Below are 15,084 nucleotides of genomic sequence, written 5' to 3'. Positions count from 1 at the left end.
CCGCAACGCCGCATGGCCGGGAATCCGTTACCGCACCTTAACGCAGGAACCCCTCGTAGTTGCGCTGCATGAGCTGGCTCTCGATCTGTTTCACTGTGTCCAGCCCCACACCGACCATGATCAGCACGGCGGTGCCACCGAACGGGAAGTTCTGGTTCTGGCCGCTTCCGGTGATGCCGAGGAAGAAGTTCGGCAGCACGGCGACGATGCCGAGGTACAGCGATCCGGGCAGCGTGATGCGGGAGAGCACGAAATGCAGGTACTCGGCCGTCGGGCGCCCCGGCCGGATGCCCGGGATGAAGCCGCCGAACTTCTTCATCTCGTCGGCCCGTTCATCGGGGTTGAACGTGATTCCGACGTAGAAGTAGGTGAAGAAGACGATGAGCGCGATGTACAGCGTGATGTGCAGCCAGTTGGACTGGTCGACCAGGTAGGTCTGCACGAACTGCTGGAACCCACCGCCCTCGCTGCCGGCCAGCTGGGACAACAGCTGGGGCATGTAGAGCAGGGAGCTGCCGAAGATGACCGGGATGACGCCGGCCTGGTTGACCTTCAACGGGAGGTAGGTCGACGTGCCGCCGTACATGCGCCTGCCGACCATGCGCTTGGCGTACTGCACCGGGATCCGCCGCTGGCCCTGCTCGACGAACACCACGCTGGCAAAGATCGCCAGTGCGAAGACGCAGACACCCGCGAACACCAGGCCGCCGGAGTTGTCGAGGATGTTCTTGCCCTCGGCCGGGATGCGGTGCGCGATCGAGGTGAAGATCAGCAACGACATGCCGTTACCGACGCCCCGCTCGGTGATCAGTTCACCCAGCCACATCACGACACCGGTGCCGGCCGTCATCACGATGACGATTATCGAGAGGTTGTACACGCTCGAGTCGGGGATGACCGGCAGGGAGCAGTTGCCGAACAGCTGGCCGCGGTCGGCGAGCGCCACGATGCTCGTGGACTGCAGAATCGCCAGCGCGATCGTCAGATATCGGGTGTACTGGGTCAGCTTGTTCTGACCCGACTGCCCTTCCTTCTTCAGCTGCTCGAACCGCGGAATGACGACGGTGAGCAGCTGGATGATGATGCTGGCCGTGATGTACGGCATGATCCCCAGGGCGAGGATCGACAGCTGCAACAGCGCCCCGCCGGAGAACAGGTTGATCAGCGAGTAGACGCTGGAGTTCTCCCCCTCGATCTGCCGGATGCACTCCTGCACGTTGGGATAGGAGACTCCCGGCGAGGGGATGTTGGCGCCGAGGCGGTACACCGCGACGATGCCCAGGGTAAAAAGGATCTTCTTCCGGAGGTCGGGCGTCGCAAGTGCCGACCGGAAAGCGCTGAGCACTCGGGCCCCTCCTGTACGTCAGCGGCGCACTGCCGCCGCTGGCCGGATCCCTCCGGCCCACGGGGACGGGAGGCGGCTCGCTCAGCGCTGCCACCTGCTTCCGCCCTGCACCCGAGACCGACCTGCGGTCGCGGCGCGCGAACGACTCTAACAGCGGCCCCGGCCAACGACACCGCCGCCCGTACCCCCGGCTCATGGACGGTGTCCATGAGGGCGGGCACGGGCGGCGGGTTCGGGGCTACAGCTCGGTGGCGGTGCCGCCGGCGGCGGTGATCTTGTCGCGAGCGCTGCCGGAGAACGCGTGCGCACGCACCGTCAGCGCGATCCCGTCGATGTCACCGTTGCCCAGCACCTTGACCGGCCGGTTGGCGCGGACGGCGCCGGCTGCGGCCAGCTCGTCCGGGCCGACCGTGCCGCCCTGCGGGAACAGCTCCGCGAGATCGCCCACGTTCACGACCTGGTACTCCACCCGGAACCGGTTCTTGAAGCCCTTGAGCTTGGGCAGCCGCATGTGCAGCGGCATCTGCCCGCCCTCGAAGGCGACGGAGACGTTCTTCCGGGCCTTGGTGCCCTTCGTTCCGCGTCCCGCCGTCTTACCCTTGCTCCCCTCACCCCGGCCGACCCGCGTTTTCGCGGTCTTGGCCCCGGGCGCCGGACGCAGGTGGTGGATCTTGATGGGCTCGCTCATCGGGCTCCGACCTCCTCCACCGTCACGAGGTGCCGCACCATATTGATCATCCCGCGGATCTGCGGGGTGTCCTCGCGCTCCACGCTCTGGCGGATCTTGCGAAGCCCGAGGGACCGCAGGGTCGCCCGCTGGTTCTGCTTGCTGCCGATGACGCTTCGCACCTGGGTGATCTTCAGCTTCTGAGCCGTCTGCGCCATGGTGCTCACGCCCTCGAACCCTGGGCCGCGGCGGCCCGGGCACGCATCATGTAGGCGGGCATGACGTCCTCCAGCGGCAGGTTGCGGCGGGCCGCGACCTCCTCAGGACGCTGCAGCTGCTTGAGCGCGGCCACCGTGGCGTGCACGATGTTGATCGCGTTGTCGCTGCCCAGCGACTTCGAGAGCACATCGTGGATGCCGGCGCATTCCAGCACCGCCCGGACCGGACCACCCGCGATGACACCGGTACCCGGGCTGGCCGGACGCAGCAGCACCACGCCGGCGGCCGCCTCGCCCTGGACCCGGTGCACGATCGTGCCGCCGATCCGCGGGACGCGGAAGAAGTTCTTCTTCGCCTCCTCGACACCCTTGGCGATCGCCGCGGGCACCTCCTTGGCCTTGCCATAGCCGACGCCGACGAGGCCGTCGCCGTCGCCCACGATCATCAGAGCGGTGAAGCTGAAGCGCCGACCACCCTTGACGACCTTGGCCACGCGGTTGATCGTGACCAGCCGCTCGATGTACGGGGTCTTGTCCTGGGCCGCCCCGCCACGGCCTCCGTCCCGGCGGTCCCGGCGGTCCCGGCTCTCGCCGCCGCCACCGGGTCCTCCGCCGTCACGCCGTGCACGTCCCGGCATCAGGCGTTCCCTTCCGTTGTCTTGATGGTTCGGCCCTTCGAGCCAGCCGCACGAATCCTCGCCTGCACTAGAACTCCAGCCCGTTCTCGCGCGCCGCGTCCGCCAACGCCGCGATCCGGCCGTGGTAGTTGTAACCGCCCCGGTCGAAGACGACGGCGGTCACACCGGCCTCGCGAGCCCGCGCGGCGAGCAGCGCACCCACCTTGGCCGCCTTGGCCTTCTTGTCGCCCTCCAGAGCCCGGACGTCGGCCTCCATCGACGAGGCCGAGGCGAGCGTACGGCCCGCAAGGTCGTCGATGATCTGCACGAACATGTGCCGCGAGCTGCGGTGAACGGCGAGCCGCGGACGCTGCGGGGTGCCCTGGATCTTCTTGCGGAGCCGGGCGTGCCTGCGCGTCCTGGCGAGCCTGCGCTTGCTCGACACCGTCGACCCGGACCGCTTGTTGGCAGCCGACGAGATCGTGGCTGCGGAACTCGTGTCGGCCATCACTTACCCGTCTTCCCGACCTTGCGGCGGACCACTTCACCGGCGTACCGCACGCCCTTGCCCTTGTACGGGTCGGGCTTGCGCAGCTTCCGGATGTTCGCGGCGGTCTCACCGACCACCTGCTTGTCGATTCCCGAGACGGAGAACCGGGTGGGTGACTCCACCGCGAAGGTGATGCCCTCCGGGGCCTCGACGAGGACCGGGTGGCTGTAGCCCAGCGCGAACTCGAGGCTGGAGCCCTTCAGCGCGACGCGGTAGCCCACGCCGTGAATCTCCATCTTCTTCTCGTAACCGGCCGTCACGCCGATGACGAGGTTGTTCACGAGCGAGCGGGACAGGCCGTGGTAGGCCTTGGTCTTGCGCTCGTCGTCCGGGCGCTTCACCAGCACCGCGCCGTCCTCGCCGCGCTCCACCGTGATCGGCTCGACCACGGTGTGCGACAGGGTGCCCTTGGGGCCCTTGACGGTGATCGTGCGGCCCTCGATGGTCACGTCGACGCCGGACGGAACGGTGATCGGCAGTTTCCCGATGCGAGACATCGCTACTCCTCCCCTCTCACCAGATGTAGGCGAGGACTTCCCCGCCCACGCCGTCGCGGTTGGCCTGCTTGTCGGTCAGCAGCCCCTTCGACGTCGAGATGATCGCGACGCCGAGGCCGCCGAGCACCCGCGGCAGGTTGTTGGACTTCGCGTAGACCCGCAGCCCCGGCTTGGAGACCCGACGCACGCCGGCGATGCTGCGCTCCCGGTTGCGCCCGTACTTCAGCTCGATCACCAGGGACTTGCCGACCTCGGCGTCCTCGGTGCGGTGCGAGGCGATGTAGCCCTCCCGCTGAAGGATCTCGGCGATCGCCACCTTCAGCTTGGAGTGAGGCATCACGACACGGTCGTGGTACGCCGAGTTCGCGTTCCGCAGACGGGTCAACATGTCTGCGATCGGATCGGTCATCGTCATGGTGACGTCACTTTCCCGCCCTGGTTCCCCGCGGGGCCTGTGGCGATTGGACTCCGTGCCCGCGAGTGCCGGTGGACACGACGCCACCGCGCACTCACGGACCCGAGGTGCATTACCAGCTGCTCTTGCTCACACCGGGCAGTTCGCCCGCGTGCGCCATCTGGCGCACGCAGACGCGACACAGCCCGAACTTGCGCAGCACCGCACGCGGCCGCCCGCACTTCTGGCAGCGGGTGTAGCCGCGGACGGCGAACTTCGGCTTCTTGGCCGCCTTGATGATCAGCGCCTTCTTGGCCATCGCCTGCTCAGCTCTCCTTGAAGGGGAAGCCCAGCCTGCGCAGCAGCGACCGGCCCTCCTCGTCCGTGGTCGCGGTGGTCACGACGGTGATGTCCATCCCCCGCGGCCGGTCGATCGTGTCGGGGTTGATCTCGTGGAACATCGACTGCTCGTTGAGACCGAACGTGTAGTTGCCCCGGCCGTCGAACTGGTTCGGCGAGAGCCCCCGGAAGTCCCGGATACGCGGCAGCGCGATCGTCAGCAGCCGGTCCAGGAACTCCCACATCCGGTCACCGCGCAGGGTCACCTTGGCCCCGATCGGCATGCCCTCGCGCAGCTTGAACTGCGCGATCGACCTGGTCGCCCGCCGGATCTGCGGACGCTGACCGGTGATGGTCGCGAGGTCGCGGACCGCGCCGTCGATCAGCTTCGAGTCCCGGGCGGCCTCGCCGACGCCCATGTTCACGACGACCTTCACGACGCCCGGGATCTGCATGACGTTCGGGTAGGCGAACTCCTCGCGCATCCCGGCCGCGATCTCGTCGCGGTAGCGCTGCTTGAGCCTCGGGGTGGTCTTCTCGACGGTGGTCACGTCAGATCTCCTTCCCGGTCCGGCGGGAGATCCGCACGCGCTTGCCGTCCTCGGTGACCTTCTTGCCCACCCGCGTCGGCTTGCCGTCGGAGTCGATCACCATCACGTTCGAGACGTGGATGGGCGCCTCCTGGGTGACGATGCCGCCGGACTGCGCACCGCGCTGGTTCTGGCTGACCCGGGTGTGCTTCTTGATCCGGTTCACGCCCTCGACGAGCACCCGGTCCCGCTGCGGGTAGGCCTGGATGACCTTGCCCTTCGCGCCGCGGTCCTTGCCCGCGATCACCAGTACGGTGTCGCCCTTCTTCACCTTCATGCGATCACCTCGCTGCGCTCGCTCACTAGAGCACCTCCGGGGCGAGGGAGATGATCTTCATGAACCGCTTGTCGCGCAGTTCGCGACCGACGGGTCCGAAGATGCGGGTCCCCCGCGGCTCGCCGTCCGGCTTGATCAGCACGGCCGCGTTCTCGTCGAACCGGATGTAGCTGCCGTCCGGACGACGCTTCTCCTTGACGGTGCGCACGATGACGGCCTTGACCACGTCACCGCGCTTCACCCCGGCCCCCGGGATGGCGTCCTTCACCGTCGCGACGATGGTGTCGCCGATCCCCGCATAGCGCCGCGCCGAACCACCCAGCACCCGGATGCACAGGATCTCCTTGGCCCCGGTGTTGTCGGCGACGCGCAGCCGTGACTCCTGCTGGATCACTTCGCCTTCTCCAGGATCTCCACCAGCCGCCAGCGCTTGGTGGCCGACAGCGGCCGGGTCTCCATCAGCCGGACGCGGTCGCCGATACCCGCCGAGTTGTTCTCGTCGTGCGCCTTGACCTTGCTCGTCCGCCGGATGACCTTGCCGTACAGCGGGTGCTTCACCCGGTCCTCGAGGGAGACGACGATCGTCTTGTCCATCTTGTCGGACACGACGAGCCCCTCGCGGACCTTCCGCTCCCCGCGCGTCACCGTTCCACCCTGCTGGGTCGTCTGTTCACTCATGCCGCGCCCTCGTCATCGGTCGGCGCCGAGGACAGACCCAGCTCGCGCTCGCGCATCACGGTGTAGATCCGCGCGATGTCGTGCCGGACGGTCCGCAGCCGCCGGTTGTTGTCCAGCTGCCCGGTCGCCATCTGGAAGCGGAGGTTGAACAGCTCCTCCTTGGCCTCCCGCACGCGCAGCGCGAGCTCCTCGTCGGAGAGTTCCCGCAGCTCGGCGGCGGAGGTCCCCGTCCCCGTGCGTGCCATCAGATGTCACCACCCTCCCGGGTCACGATCCGGCACTTCATCGGCAGCTTGTGGATGGCGCGACGCAGCGCCTCGCGAGCGGTCTGCTCGTTCGGGTAGCTCATCTCGAAGAGCACCCGGCCGGGCTTCACGTTGGTCACCCACTTCTCCGGAGAACCCTTACCGGAACCCATCCGGGTCTCCGCAGGCTTCTTGGTCAACGGCCGGTCCGGGAAGACGTTGATCCACACCTTGCCACCGCGGCGGATGTGCCGGTTGATCGCGATACGCGCCGACTCGATCTGCCGGTTGGTCACGTACGCCGGCTCGAGCGCCTGGATCCCGAAGTCACCGAAGGTGACCCGGGTACCGCCGGACGCGATCCCCGTCCGGTGCGGACGGTGCTGCTTACGGTGCTTGACCTTGCGCGGGATCAGCATGGCTCAGGCCTCCCCTTGCGGGCTGTCGGCCGGCCCGGTCTCGGTGGCGACCCCGCCGCCACCCTGACCGGCTGCCGCCCGGCCGGCATCGGTGCTCGTGGCCGTCGTGCCGGAGGCACCGGAACGGCGGCGCGGCGGACGCTCACGACGCCCACCACGGCTGGGCTCGGCCGCAGCGGGCACGCCCTCGCGGCGGCCGCCGACCACATCACCCTTGTAGATCCACACCTTCACGCCGATCCGGCCGAAGGTGGTACGGGCCTCGAACAGGCCGTAGTCGATGTCCGCGCGCAGCGTGTGCAGCGGCACGCGCCCCTCGCGGTAGAACTCCGAGCGCGACATCTCGGCGCCGCCGAGGCGGCCCGAGCACTGCACCCGGATGCCCTTGACCTGCGGCGAACGCATCGCCGACTGGATCGCCTTGCGCATCGCGCGGCGGAAGGCCACCCGGTTGGACAGCTGCTCCGCGACGCCCTGGGCGACGAGCTGCGCGTCCGACTCGGCGTTCTTCACCTCGAGGATGTTCAGCTGGACCTGCTTGCCGGTCAGCTTCTCGAGCTGACCGCGGATGCGGTCGGCCTCGGCGCCACGGCGGCCGATCACGATCCCCGGACGCGCGGTGTGGATGTCCACGCGCACGCGGTCGCGAGTCCGCTCGATCTCGACCTTGGAGATGCCGGCCCGCTCCATGCCCTTGGAGAGCATGCGGCGGATCGCGACGTCCTCCTTGACGTACTCGGCGTACTGCTTGTCGGCGTACCAGCGGGACTTCCAGTCCGTGGTGATGCCGAGCCGGAACCCGTGCGGGTTGATCTTCTGCCCCATCAGCGGGCCCTCCCCTTCGCACCCCGAGCGCCGCGGCGGCCGGATGAGGCCGCAGGCCGCGACTCGACCTCGATGGTGATGTGGCTCGTCCGCTTGCGGATCCGGTACGCGCGGCCCTGCGCGCGCGGCCGGATGCGCTTGAGCGTCGGGCCCTCATCGACATACGCCGTGGCCACCACGAGGGTGTCGGGATCCATGTCGAAGTTGTTCTGGGCGTTGGCCGCGGCGCTGGCCACGACCTTCGCCACCGGCTCGGCCGCCGCCTGCGGGCTGAACCGCAGCACGCTCAGCGCCTCCTGGACCGTTCGGCCCCTGATCAGCTCGACCACCCGCCGCACCTTGGTCGGGGACATGTGGACGAACCGTGCCCTGGCGAACGCGCGAGGCAGCTCGAGCGCGGCGCCGGCGGCGTTCTGGCTCTCAGCCATCTACTTCCACCTTCTCCTGTCGCTACTCGGCCGCCTCAGCGCCTGCGCGCCTTGCGGTCGTCCTTGACGTGGCCCCGGAAGGTCCGGGTGGGAGCGAACTCCCCCAGCTTGTGGCCGACCATCGCATCGGAGATGAACACCGGCACGTGCTTGCGGCCGTCGTGCACCGCAATCGTGTGACCGATCATGTCCGGGATGATGGTGGACCGCCGGGACCAGGTCCGGATGACGGTCTTCTTGCCCGACTCGTTGAGGGCGTCCACCTTCTTGAGCAGGTGGTCGTCCACGAAGGGGCCCTTCTTCAGGCTGCGCGGCATCTCTTACCTCCCTGCTCAGCGCTTCTTGCCGGTACGACGCCGGCGGACGATCAACGCGTCGGACGCCTTGCGACGGCGCGTACGGCCCTCCGGCTTACCGGCCGGGTTCACCGGATGGCGGCCACCGGAGGTCTTACCCTCACCACCACCGTGCGGGTGGTCCACCGGGTTCATGGCGACCCCGCGGACCACCGGGCGCTTGCCCTTCCAGCGCATCCGGCCCGCCTTGCCCCAGTTGATGTTCGCGTGGTCGCTGTTGCCGACCTCGCCGACGGTCGCGCGGCAGCGCACGTCGACGTTGCGGATCTCACCCGACGGCATGCGCAGCTGCGCGTACGGCCCGTCCTTGGCGACCAGCTGCACCCCGGAACCCGCCGCGCGCGCGATCTTCGCGCCGCCGCCGGGGCGAAGCTCGATCGCGTGCACCACGGTGCCGGTCGGGATGTTGCGCAGCGGCAGGTTGTTCCCGACCTTGATGTCGGCCTTCGGGCCGCTCTCCACCACGTCGCCCTGCTTGAGCCGGGACGGCGCGATGATGTAGCGCTTCTCCCCGTCGGCGTAGTGCAGCAGCGCGATCCGCGAGGTGCGGTTCGGGTCGTACTCGATGTGCGCCACCTTGGCCGGGACCCCGTCCTTGTCGTGGCGCCGGAAGTCGATGACGCGGTACGCACGCTTGTGGCCGCCGCCCTGGTGGCGGGTGGTCACCCGGCCGTGCACGTTCCGGCCGCCCTTGCTGTGCAGCGGACGGACCAGCGACTTCTCCGGGGTCGAGCGGGTGATCTCGGCGAAGTCGGAGACGGATGAGCCGCGCCGGCCCGGGGTGGTCGGCTTGTACTTGCGAATGCCCATGCTCTACTCGCTCCCTCAGCTCGCCGGGCCGCCGAACACGTCGATCGGCCGGCTCTCCGCGGAAAGCGTGACGATCGCGCGCTTGGTGTCCTTGCGCTTGCCGTAGCCGGTGCGGGAGCGCTTGCGCTTGCCCGGGCGGTTCAGCGTGTTGACGCTGAGCACCTTGACCCCGAACACCTTCTCCACGGCGATCTTGATCTCTGTCTTGTTCGCGTCGGGCCGGACGAGGAAGGTGTACTGCCGCTCCTCGAGCAGCCCGTAACTCTTCTCCGAGACGACCGGTGCGAGCAGCACGTCGCGCGGGTCGGGGATCACTTGCCTTCCTCCTCACCGGACACAGCGTCAGCGCCGGCGTCGCGCCTGCTCGGCTTCGGCTGGGCCACCGGGCTGGCCAGGAACGTGTTCAGCGCGTCCGCGGTGAACAGCACGACGTCGTTGACGAGCACGTCGTAGGTGTTCAGCTGGTCGGGCGCGATCAGGTGCACGTTCGGCAGGTTGCGCAGGCTCAGCAGGTTGACCGTGTCCTCGCGGCCGACGACCGCCAGCACCCGGGTGCGCTCGGAGGTCACCACGTTCTCGATCACCTTGCGCGCGGCCTTGGTGGACGGGGTGTCCCCGGCGACGATCCCGGACAGGACATGCACCTGGCCGGCGCGGGCCCGGTCGGAGAGGGCTCCGCGAAGGGCCGCGGCCTTCATCTTCTTCGGGGTCCGCTGCGAGTAGTCGCGCGGCGTCGGCCCGTGCACGACCCCGCCGCCGGTGAACTGCGGCGCCCGGATCGAGCCCTGGCGGGCGCGACCGGTGCCCTTCTGCCGGTACGGCTTGCGGCCACCGCCGCGGACCTCACCACGGGTCTTCGTGTCGTGGGTGCCTTGGCGCGCGGCCGCCTGCTGGGCCACGACGACCTGGTGCATCAGCGGGATGTTCACCGCCACGTCGAAGACGTACGCGGGCAGCTCGACGGTTCCGCTCGACGCGCCGTCCGGGGTCTTGATCTCGATGACGTTGCTACTGGTCACTTCGCCGAACCACCCTTCGCAGCCGTCTTCACGACGACGAGACCACCGCGCGGCCCGGGGACGGCGCCCTTGATCAGCAGCAGGCCGCGCTCGGCGTCGACCCGGTGCACGGTCAGGTTCTGGGTCGTCACCCGTGCGACACCCATCCGCCCGGCCATCCGAAGGCCCTTGAAGACCCGGCCCGGCGTCGCGCAGCCGCCGATCGAGCCCGGCGACCGGTGCTTGCGCTGGGTGCCGTGGCTGGCGCCCAGGCCACCGAAGCCATGGCGCTTCATCACGCCCGCGGTGCCCTTGCCCTTGCTGGTGCCGACCACGTCGACCGTGGCGCCCGCCTCGAACACCTCAGCCGTGATCTCCTGGCCGATGGTGTAGTCGCCGGCGTCCGAGGTACGCAGCTCGACCGTGTAGCGACGCGGCGTGACACCCGCCTTGGCGAAGTGGCCGGTCTCGGGCTTGTTCACCTTGCGCGGGTCGATCGCGCCGTAGGCGAGCTGGACGGCGCTGTATCCGTCCTTCTCCGGGGAGCGGATCTGGGTCACGACGTTCGGCCCGGCCTGGACCACGGTGACCGGCACCACCCGGTTGTTCTCGTCGAACACCTGGGTCATTCCGAGCTTGGTGCCCAGAATCCCGGTGATCTGCCTGGTCTGCTTGGAAATCGATGCAGTCATCGCGTGGTCAGCCCTACTGGATGTTCACGTCGACGCTGGCCGGCAGGTCGATGCGCATGAGCGCGTCGACCGTCTTGGGCGTCGGGTCGAGAATGTCGATCAGCCGCTTGTGGGTGCGCATCTCGAAGTGCTCGCGCGAGTCCTTGTACTTGTGCGGCGAGCGGATGACGCAGTAGACGTTCTTCTCCGTCGGCAGCGGCACCGGCCCGACGACCCTGGCACCGGTACGCGTCACCGTCTCGACGATCTTGCGAGCAGACGCGTCGATTGCCTCGTGGTCGTAGGCCTTCAGCCTGATGCGGATCTTCTGTCCCGCCATGGTCGTCGGTCGTCCTCTTCTTCTGCCGCTATGTCTTACCCGCCCCGCCGGCGTCCGTCCTCGTTCCGCCGGCTACCGCGCCGGGAACTCCCGCGGCGCCGGCCACGTGGCCCGCGGGGCCTCCGGCCACCGGGGCCGGCGCGCGCCCTGCCGTACAGGTCTGCAGTCGCCGGGCTCCGGTCCACGAGGTCGGGCGTGTCGCGCTTGAACCTCACACTGGTCCCCAGGTCACGTACCCCTGGGGGGGTGCGGTGGTCTGGGCTGGCGCCGGACGCGGCGCGCGAGACCGAGGTCCCACGCGCCGCGTCCTACGCGCAACCCGTCAAGGATGCCACACCGGCGTGCGGTGTCCTCGACCGGGGGTGCTACTTGATGATCTTGGTGACCTGGCCGGCGCCCACGGTCCGACCACCCTCGCGGATGGCGAACTGCAGGCCCTCCTCCATGGCGATCGGCTGAATCAGCTGAACGCTCATCGAGGTGTTGTCACCGGGCATCACCATCTCGGTGCCGCTGGGCAGCGTCACGACGCCCGTCACGTCCGTCGTCCGGAAGTAGAACTGCGGACGGTAGTTGTTGAAGAACGGCGTGTGCCGACCGCCCTCGTCCTTGGACAGGATGTAGACCTGGCCCTCGAACTCGGTGTGCGGGGTGATCGAACCCGGCTTCACCACGACCTGGCCGCGCTCGACGTCCTCGCGCTTGATACCGCGCAGCAGCAGACCGACGTTCTCACCCGCACGGCCCTCGTCGAGGATCTTGCGGAACATCTCGACCCCGGTGACGGTGGTCTTCTGCGACTTGTCGCGGATGCCGACGATCTCGACCTCCTCGTTCACCTTGACCACACCGCGCTCGATGCGGCCGGTGACCACGGTGCCGCGGCCGGTGATCGTGAAGACGTCCTCGACGGGCATGAGGAACGGCTTGTCGGTGTCGCGGACCGGCTCCGGGATCGACCCGTCGACCGCGTCCATCAGCTCGAGCAGCTTGGCGCCCCACTCGGCGTCGCCCTCGAGGGCCTTCAGCGCGGAGACGCGCACGATCGGCAGGTCGTCACCCGGGTACTCCTGGGACGACAGCAGCTCGCGGACCTCGAGCTCGACGAGCTCGAGGATCTCCTCGTCGTCGACCATGTCGGCCTTGTTCAGCGCGACCACGATGTAGGGCACGCCGACCTGACGGGCGAGCAGCACGTGCTCGCGGGTCTGCGGCATCGGGCCGTCGGTCGCGGCGACCACCAGGATGGCGCCGTCCATCTGCGCCGCACCGGTGATCATGTTCTTGATGTAGTCGGCGTGGCCGGGGCAGTCGACGTGCGCGTAGTGCCGCTTCTCGGTCTGGTACTCGACGTGCGAGATCGAGATCGTGATGCCGCGCTGGCGCTCCTCCGGCGCCTTGTCGATCATGTCGAATGCCGACGCCTCGTTCAGGTTCGGGTACTTGTCGTGCAGAACCTTGGTGATGGCCGCCGTCAGCGTGGTCTTGCCGTGGTCGATGTGACCAATCGTGCCGATGTTGACGTGCGGCTTGGTCCGCTCGAACTTCGCCTTCGCCACTGCAGGGTCCTCCTGGACTTCAGTTCTTCTTGTCCGCCGTGCTGACGGCAGGTCTGGTGATTCGTGCGGGGTCCGTCGCCGGAACGGCCGCGGACCCTACCGGTCCGCGGCCAGCACCGCTCACTCGCCCGTCGCCTTGGCGATGATCTCCTTGGCCACGTTGGTCGGAACCTCCGCGTACGAGTCGAAGACCATCGTGTAGTTCGCCCGGCCCTGGGTCCGCGACCGCAGGTCGCCGACGTAGCCGAACATCTCCGACAGCGGCACCAGCGCCTTCACGACGCGGGCGCCGGCCCGCTCCTCCATGGCCTGAATCTGGCCGCGGCGGGAGTTCAGGTCGCCGATCACGTCGCCCATGTAGTCCTCGGGCGTCGTGACCTCCACGGCCATCATCGGCTCGAGCAGCGCCGGGTCGGCCTTGCGCGCAGCCTCCTTCAGGGCCATCGAACCGGCGACCTTGAAGGCCATCTCCGACGAGTCCACCTCGTGGTACTGGCCATCGAGCAGCGTCACCTTCAGGCCGACCAGTGGGTAGCCCGCCAGCACGCCGTACTGCATGGCGTCCTGGGCACCGGCGTCCACCGAGGGAATGTACTCCCGCGGGATGCGGCCACCGGTGACCTGGTTGTCGAACTCGTACAGCGCACCGTCGGCGGTGCCGAGCGGCTCCAGCTTGATGATCACCCGGGCGAACTGGCCCGAGCCGCCGGTCTGCTTCTTGTGCGTGTACTCGAACTTCTCCACCGTGCGCCGGATCGTCTCCCGGTAGGCGACCTGCGGCTTTCCGATGTTGGCCTCGACCTTGAAGTCGCTCTTCATCCGGTGGACGAGCACCTCGAGGTGGAGCTCACCCATCCCCTTGAGGATCGTCTGGCCGGTCTCCTCGTCGAGGGCGACCTGGAAGGTGGGGTCCTCCTCGGCGAGCTTCTGGATCGCCGTGGAGAGCTTCTCCTGGTCGGCCTTCGTCTTCGGCTCGACCGCGACCTCGATCACCGGGTCCGGGAAGGTCATCGACTCCAGGACGATCGGCGCCTGCGCATCGCACAGCGTGTCGCCCGTGGTCGTGTCCTTCAGGCCGATGACCGCGTAGATGTGCCCGGCCTGGGCCTCGTCGACCGGGTTCTCCTTGTTGGCGTGCATCTGGAAGAGCTTCCCGATGCGCTCCTTGCGGTCCTTGGTCGAGTTGAGGACCTGGGTACCGGCAGCGACCCGGCCGGAGTAGACCCGGACATAGGTGAGCTTGCCGAAGAACGGGTGCGCAGCGATCTTGAACGCCAGCCCCGAGAACGGCTCGTCCTTGCTGGGTGCGCGGTTGGCCGGGGTCTCCCCGTCCAGCAGCGTGCCCGCGACCGGCGGCAGGTCCAGCGGCGAGGGCAGGTAGTCGATGACCGCGTCCAGCATCGGCTGGATGCCCTTGTTCTTGAACGCCGAGCCACACAGCACCGGGTAGGCGATCCGGTCGTTCACGATCTTCCGGATGCCGTGCTTGATCTGGTCGACGGTGAGCTCCTCGCCGCCGAGGTAGGCCTCCATCAGGGCGTCATCGGTCTCGGCGACGGCCTCGATGAGCTTCTCCCGGTACTCGGCGACCCGGTCGGCCAGCTCGGCCGGGATCTCCTCGACCGCGTAGTCCTCGCCCTTCTGGACCTCGCCCCGCCAGGTCAGCGCGCGCATCCCGACGAGGTCGACCACGCCGATGAAGTCGCTCTCGGAGCCGATCGGCAGCTGCAGCGGCAGCGGCCGGGCGGCCAGGCGCTCCTCGATGGTGCGCAACGTGAAGTAGAAGTCCGCGCCCAGCTTGTCCATCTTGTTGACGAAGCAGATGCGCGGGACGTCGTACTTGGTCGCCTGCCGCCAGACCTGCTCGGACTGGGGCTCGACGCCCTCCTTGCCGTCGAAGACCGCGACGGCACCGTCGAGCACCCGCAACGACCGCTCCACCTCGACGGTGAAGTCCACGTGACCCGGGGTGTCGATGATGTTGATCTGGTGGTCTTTCCAGAAGCAGGTCGTCGCGGCGGACGTGATCGTGATGCCGCGCTTCTGCTCCTCCTCCATCCAGTCCATCGTCGCGGAGCCGTCGTGCGTCTCACCGATCTTGTAGTTGATCCCCGTGTAGAACAGGATCCGCTCGGTGGTGGTGGTCTTGCCGGCGTCGATATGCGCCATGATGCCGATGTTGCGAACCTTGCCCAGGTCCGTCAGCACGTCCCGTGCCACGTCTGTCGCTCTCCCCAGTCAGTCGGCGCGGACGGTCGGCC

24 protein-coding genes are annotated in these 15,084 nt (G+C 68.3%); all 24 read right to left on the bottom strand.

Translation table 11 applies throughout. The annotated features are described in order from the left end of the window. Nucleotides 1–37: 37 nt before the first annotated feature. The 24 genes from secY to fusA all read right to left on the bottom strand — a co-directional run bounded on the left by secY (nucleotide 38) and on the right by fusA (nucleotide 15,043). Nucleotides 38–1,345: a preprotein translocase subunit SecY gene (gene secY, locus ACFQE5_RS00490; RefSeq protein ID WP_379581479.1), complete on the bottom strand. Its 1,308-nt coding sequence runs from the start codon at nucleotides 1,343–1,345 to the stop codon at nucleotides 38–40. Nucleotides 1,346–1,583: 238 nt separating this feature from the next. Next, on the bottom strand, nucleotides 1,584–2,033 hold the full coding sequence (rplO, locus tag ACFQE5_RS00485) for a 50S ribosomal protein L15 (RefSeq protein ID WP_379581476.1): 450 nt from the start codon (nucleotides 2,031–2,033) through the stop codon (nucleotides 1,584–1,586). Then, nucleotides 2,030–2,230, bottom strand: coding sequence for a 50S ribosomal protein L30 (rpmD, locus tag ACFQE5_RS00480; protein WP_379581798.1), 201 nt, complete (start codon nucleotides 2,228–2,230; stop codon nucleotides 2,030–2,032). The genes rplO and rpmD overlap by 4 nt, the downstream gene beginning before the upstream one ends. Nucleotides 2,231–2,235: 5 nt before the next feature. Continuing rightward, nucleotides 2,236–2,868, bottom strand: a complete 633-nt coding sequence (gene rpsE / locus ACFQE5_RS00475) for a 30S ribosomal protein S5 (protein WP_379581474.1) — start codon at nucleotides 2,866–2,868, stop codon at nucleotides 2,236–2,238. A gap of 67 nt (nucleotides 2,869–2,935) precedes the next feature. Beyond that, nucleotides 2,936–3,355, bottom strand: coding sequence for a 50S ribosomal protein L18 (rplR, locus tag ACFQE5_RS00470; RefSeq protein WP_379581472.1), 420 nt, complete (start codon nucleotides 3,353–3,355; stop codon nucleotides 2,936–2,938). Continuing rightward, a complete protein-coding gene (gene rplF / locus ACFQE5_RS00465; protein ID WP_379581470.1) occupies nucleotides 3,355–3,894 on the bottom strand; it encodes a 50S ribosomal protein L6 in 540 nt (179 codons plus the stop codon). Before rplF ends, rplR begins: the two co-directional genes overlap by 1 nt. A 16-nt stretch (nucleotides 3,895–3,910) precedes the next feature. After that, on the bottom strand, nucleotides 3,911–4,309 hold the full coding sequence (rpsH, locus tag ACFQE5_RS00460; RefSeq protein ID WP_379581468.1) for a 30S ribosomal protein S8: 399 nt from the start codon (nucleotides 4,307–4,309) through the stop codon (nucleotides 3,911–3,913). A gap of 112 nt (nucleotides 4,310–4,421) precedes the next feature. Further along, the gene (locus ACFQE5_RS00455) at nucleotides 4,422–4,607 is read right to left on the bottom strand and encodes a type Z 30S ribosomal protein S14 (RefSeq protein WP_379581466.1); all 186 of its coding nucleotides are present in this window, start codon (nucleotides 4,605–4,607) and stop codon (nucleotides 4,422–4,424) included. Between the two features lie 7 nt (nucleotides 4,608–4,614). Beyond that, nucleotides 4,615–5,178 carry a 50S ribosomal protein L5 gene (gene rplE / locus ACFQE5_RS00450; protein ID WP_379581464.1) on the bottom strand — a complete coding sequence of 188 codons (564 nt, stop codon included), beginning with the start codon at nucleotides 5,176–5,178 and terminating at the stop codon, nucleotides 4,615–4,617. 1 nt (nucleotide 5,179) lies between these two features. Beyond that, complete coding sequence (gene rplX, locus ACFQE5_RS00445) at nucleotides 5,180–5,494, bottom strand: 50S ribosomal protein L24 (protein ID WP_379581462.1); 315 nt, start codon at nucleotides 5,492–5,494, stop codon at nucleotides 5,180–5,182. A 25-nt stretch (nucleotides 5,495–5,519) separates the two neighbouring features. Then, a complete protein-coding gene (rplN, locus tag ACFQE5_RS00440) occupies nucleotides 5,520–5,888 on the bottom strand; it encodes a 50S ribosomal protein L14 (RefSeq protein WP_028929174.1) in 369 nt (122 codons plus the stop codon). Beyond that, nucleotides 5,885–6,172 (bottom strand): 30S ribosomal protein S17, encoded by a 288-nt coding sequence (gene rpsQ / locus ACFQE5_RS00435; RefSeq protein ID WP_379581460.1) that lies wholly within the window; start codon nucleotides 6,170–6,172, stop codon nucleotides 5,885–5,887. Before rpsQ ends, rplN begins: the two co-directional genes overlap by 4 nt. After that, entirely contained in the window at nucleotides 6,169–6,417 is a 249-nt protein-coding gene (gene rpmC / locus ACFQE5_RS00430) for a 50S ribosomal protein L29 (protein WP_379581458.1), read from the bottom strand. The genes rpsQ and rpmC overlap by 4 nt, the downstream gene beginning before the upstream one ends. Beyond that, a complete protein-coding gene (gene rplP / locus ACFQE5_RS00425; RefSeq protein ID WP_379581456.1) occupies nucleotides 6,417–6,836 on the bottom strand; it encodes a 50S ribosomal protein L16 in 420 nt (139 codons plus the stop codon). Before rplP ends, rpmC begins: the two co-directional genes overlap by 1 nt. A gap of 3 nt (nucleotides 6,837–6,839) precedes the next feature. Then, complete coding sequence (gene rpsC / locus ACFQE5_RS00420; RefSeq protein WP_379581454.1) at nucleotides 6,840–7,661, bottom strand: 30S ribosomal protein S3; 822 nt, start codon at nucleotides 7,659–7,661, stop codon at nucleotides 6,840–6,842. After that, on the bottom strand, nucleotides 7,661–8,089 hold the full coding sequence (rplV, locus tag ACFQE5_RS00415; RefSeq protein WP_379581452.1) for a 50S ribosomal protein L22: 429 nt from the start codon (nucleotides 8,087–8,089) through the stop codon (nucleotides 7,661–7,663). Before rplV ends, rpsC begins: the two co-directional genes overlap by 1 nt. Nucleotides 8,090–8,124: 35 nt before the next feature. Further along, on the bottom strand, nucleotides 8,125–8,406 hold the full coding sequence (gene rpsS / locus ACFQE5_RS00410; protein ID WP_379581450.1) for a 30S ribosomal protein S19: 282 nt from the start codon (nucleotides 8,404–8,406) through the stop codon (nucleotides 8,125–8,127). Between the two features lie 15 nt (nucleotides 8,407–8,421). Continuing rightward, complete coding sequence (rplB, locus tag ACFQE5_RS00405; protein ID WP_379581448.1) at nucleotides 8,422–9,255, bottom strand: 50S ribosomal protein L2; 834 nt, start codon at nucleotides 9,253–9,255, stop codon at nucleotides 8,422–8,424. A 15-nt stretch (nucleotides 9,256–9,270) separates the two neighbouring features. Further along, on the bottom strand, nucleotides 9,271–9,570 hold the full coding sequence (rplW, locus tag ACFQE5_RS00400; RefSeq protein WP_379581446.1) for a 50S ribosomal protein L23: 300 nt from the start codon (nucleotides 9,568–9,570) through the stop codon (nucleotides 9,271–9,273). Next, nucleotides 9,567–10,274 (bottom strand): 50S ribosomal protein L4, encoded by a 708-nt coding sequence (gene rplD, locus ACFQE5_RS00395; RefSeq protein WP_379581444.1) that lies wholly within the window; start codon nucleotides 10,272–10,274, stop codon nucleotides 9,567–9,569. The genes rplW and rplD overlap by 4 nt, the downstream gene beginning before the upstream one ends. Further along, the gene (gene rplC, locus ACFQE5_RS00390) at nucleotides 10,271–10,945 is read right to left on the bottom strand and encodes a 50S ribosomal protein L3 (RefSeq protein ID WP_379581442.1); all 675 of its coding nucleotides are present in this window, start codon (nucleotides 10,943–10,945) and stop codon (nucleotides 10,271–10,273) included. The genes rplD and rplC overlap by 4 nt, the downstream gene beginning before the upstream one ends. Nucleotides 10,946–10,958: 13 nt before the next feature. Next, nucleotides 10,959–11,264 (bottom strand): 30S ribosomal protein S10, encoded by a 306-nt coding sequence (rpsJ, locus tag ACFQE5_RS00385; RefSeq protein WP_003938093.1) that lies wholly within the window; start codon nucleotides 11,262–11,264, stop codon nucleotides 10,959–10,961. A 365-nt stretch (nucleotides 11,265–11,629) separates the two neighbouring features. Next, nucleotides 11,630–12,823, bottom strand: coding sequence for an elongation factor Tu (gene tuf, locus ACFQE5_RS00380; RefSeq protein ID WP_379581440.1), 1,194 nt, complete (start codon nucleotides 12,821–12,823; stop codon nucleotides 11,630–11,632). A gap of 120 nt (nucleotides 12,824–12,943) precedes the next feature. Next, nucleotides 12,944–15,043, bottom strand: coding sequence for an elongation factor G (fusA, locus tag ACFQE5_RS00375; RefSeq protein ID WP_379581438.1), 2,100 nt, complete (start codon nucleotides 15,041–15,043; stop codon nucleotides 12,944–12,946). Nucleotides 15,044–15,084: the final 41 nt, after the last annotated feature.

This window comes from Pseudonocardia hispaniensis, from assembly GCF_042658695.1.
Lineage (GTDB): Bacteria > Actinomycetota > Actinomycetes > Mycobacteriales > Pseudonocardiaceae > Pseudonocardia > Pseudonocardia hispaniensis.
The sequence above is the reverse complement of the archived record's forward strand: the minus strand, read 5'-3'. Positions and strand labels throughout refer to the sequence as shown.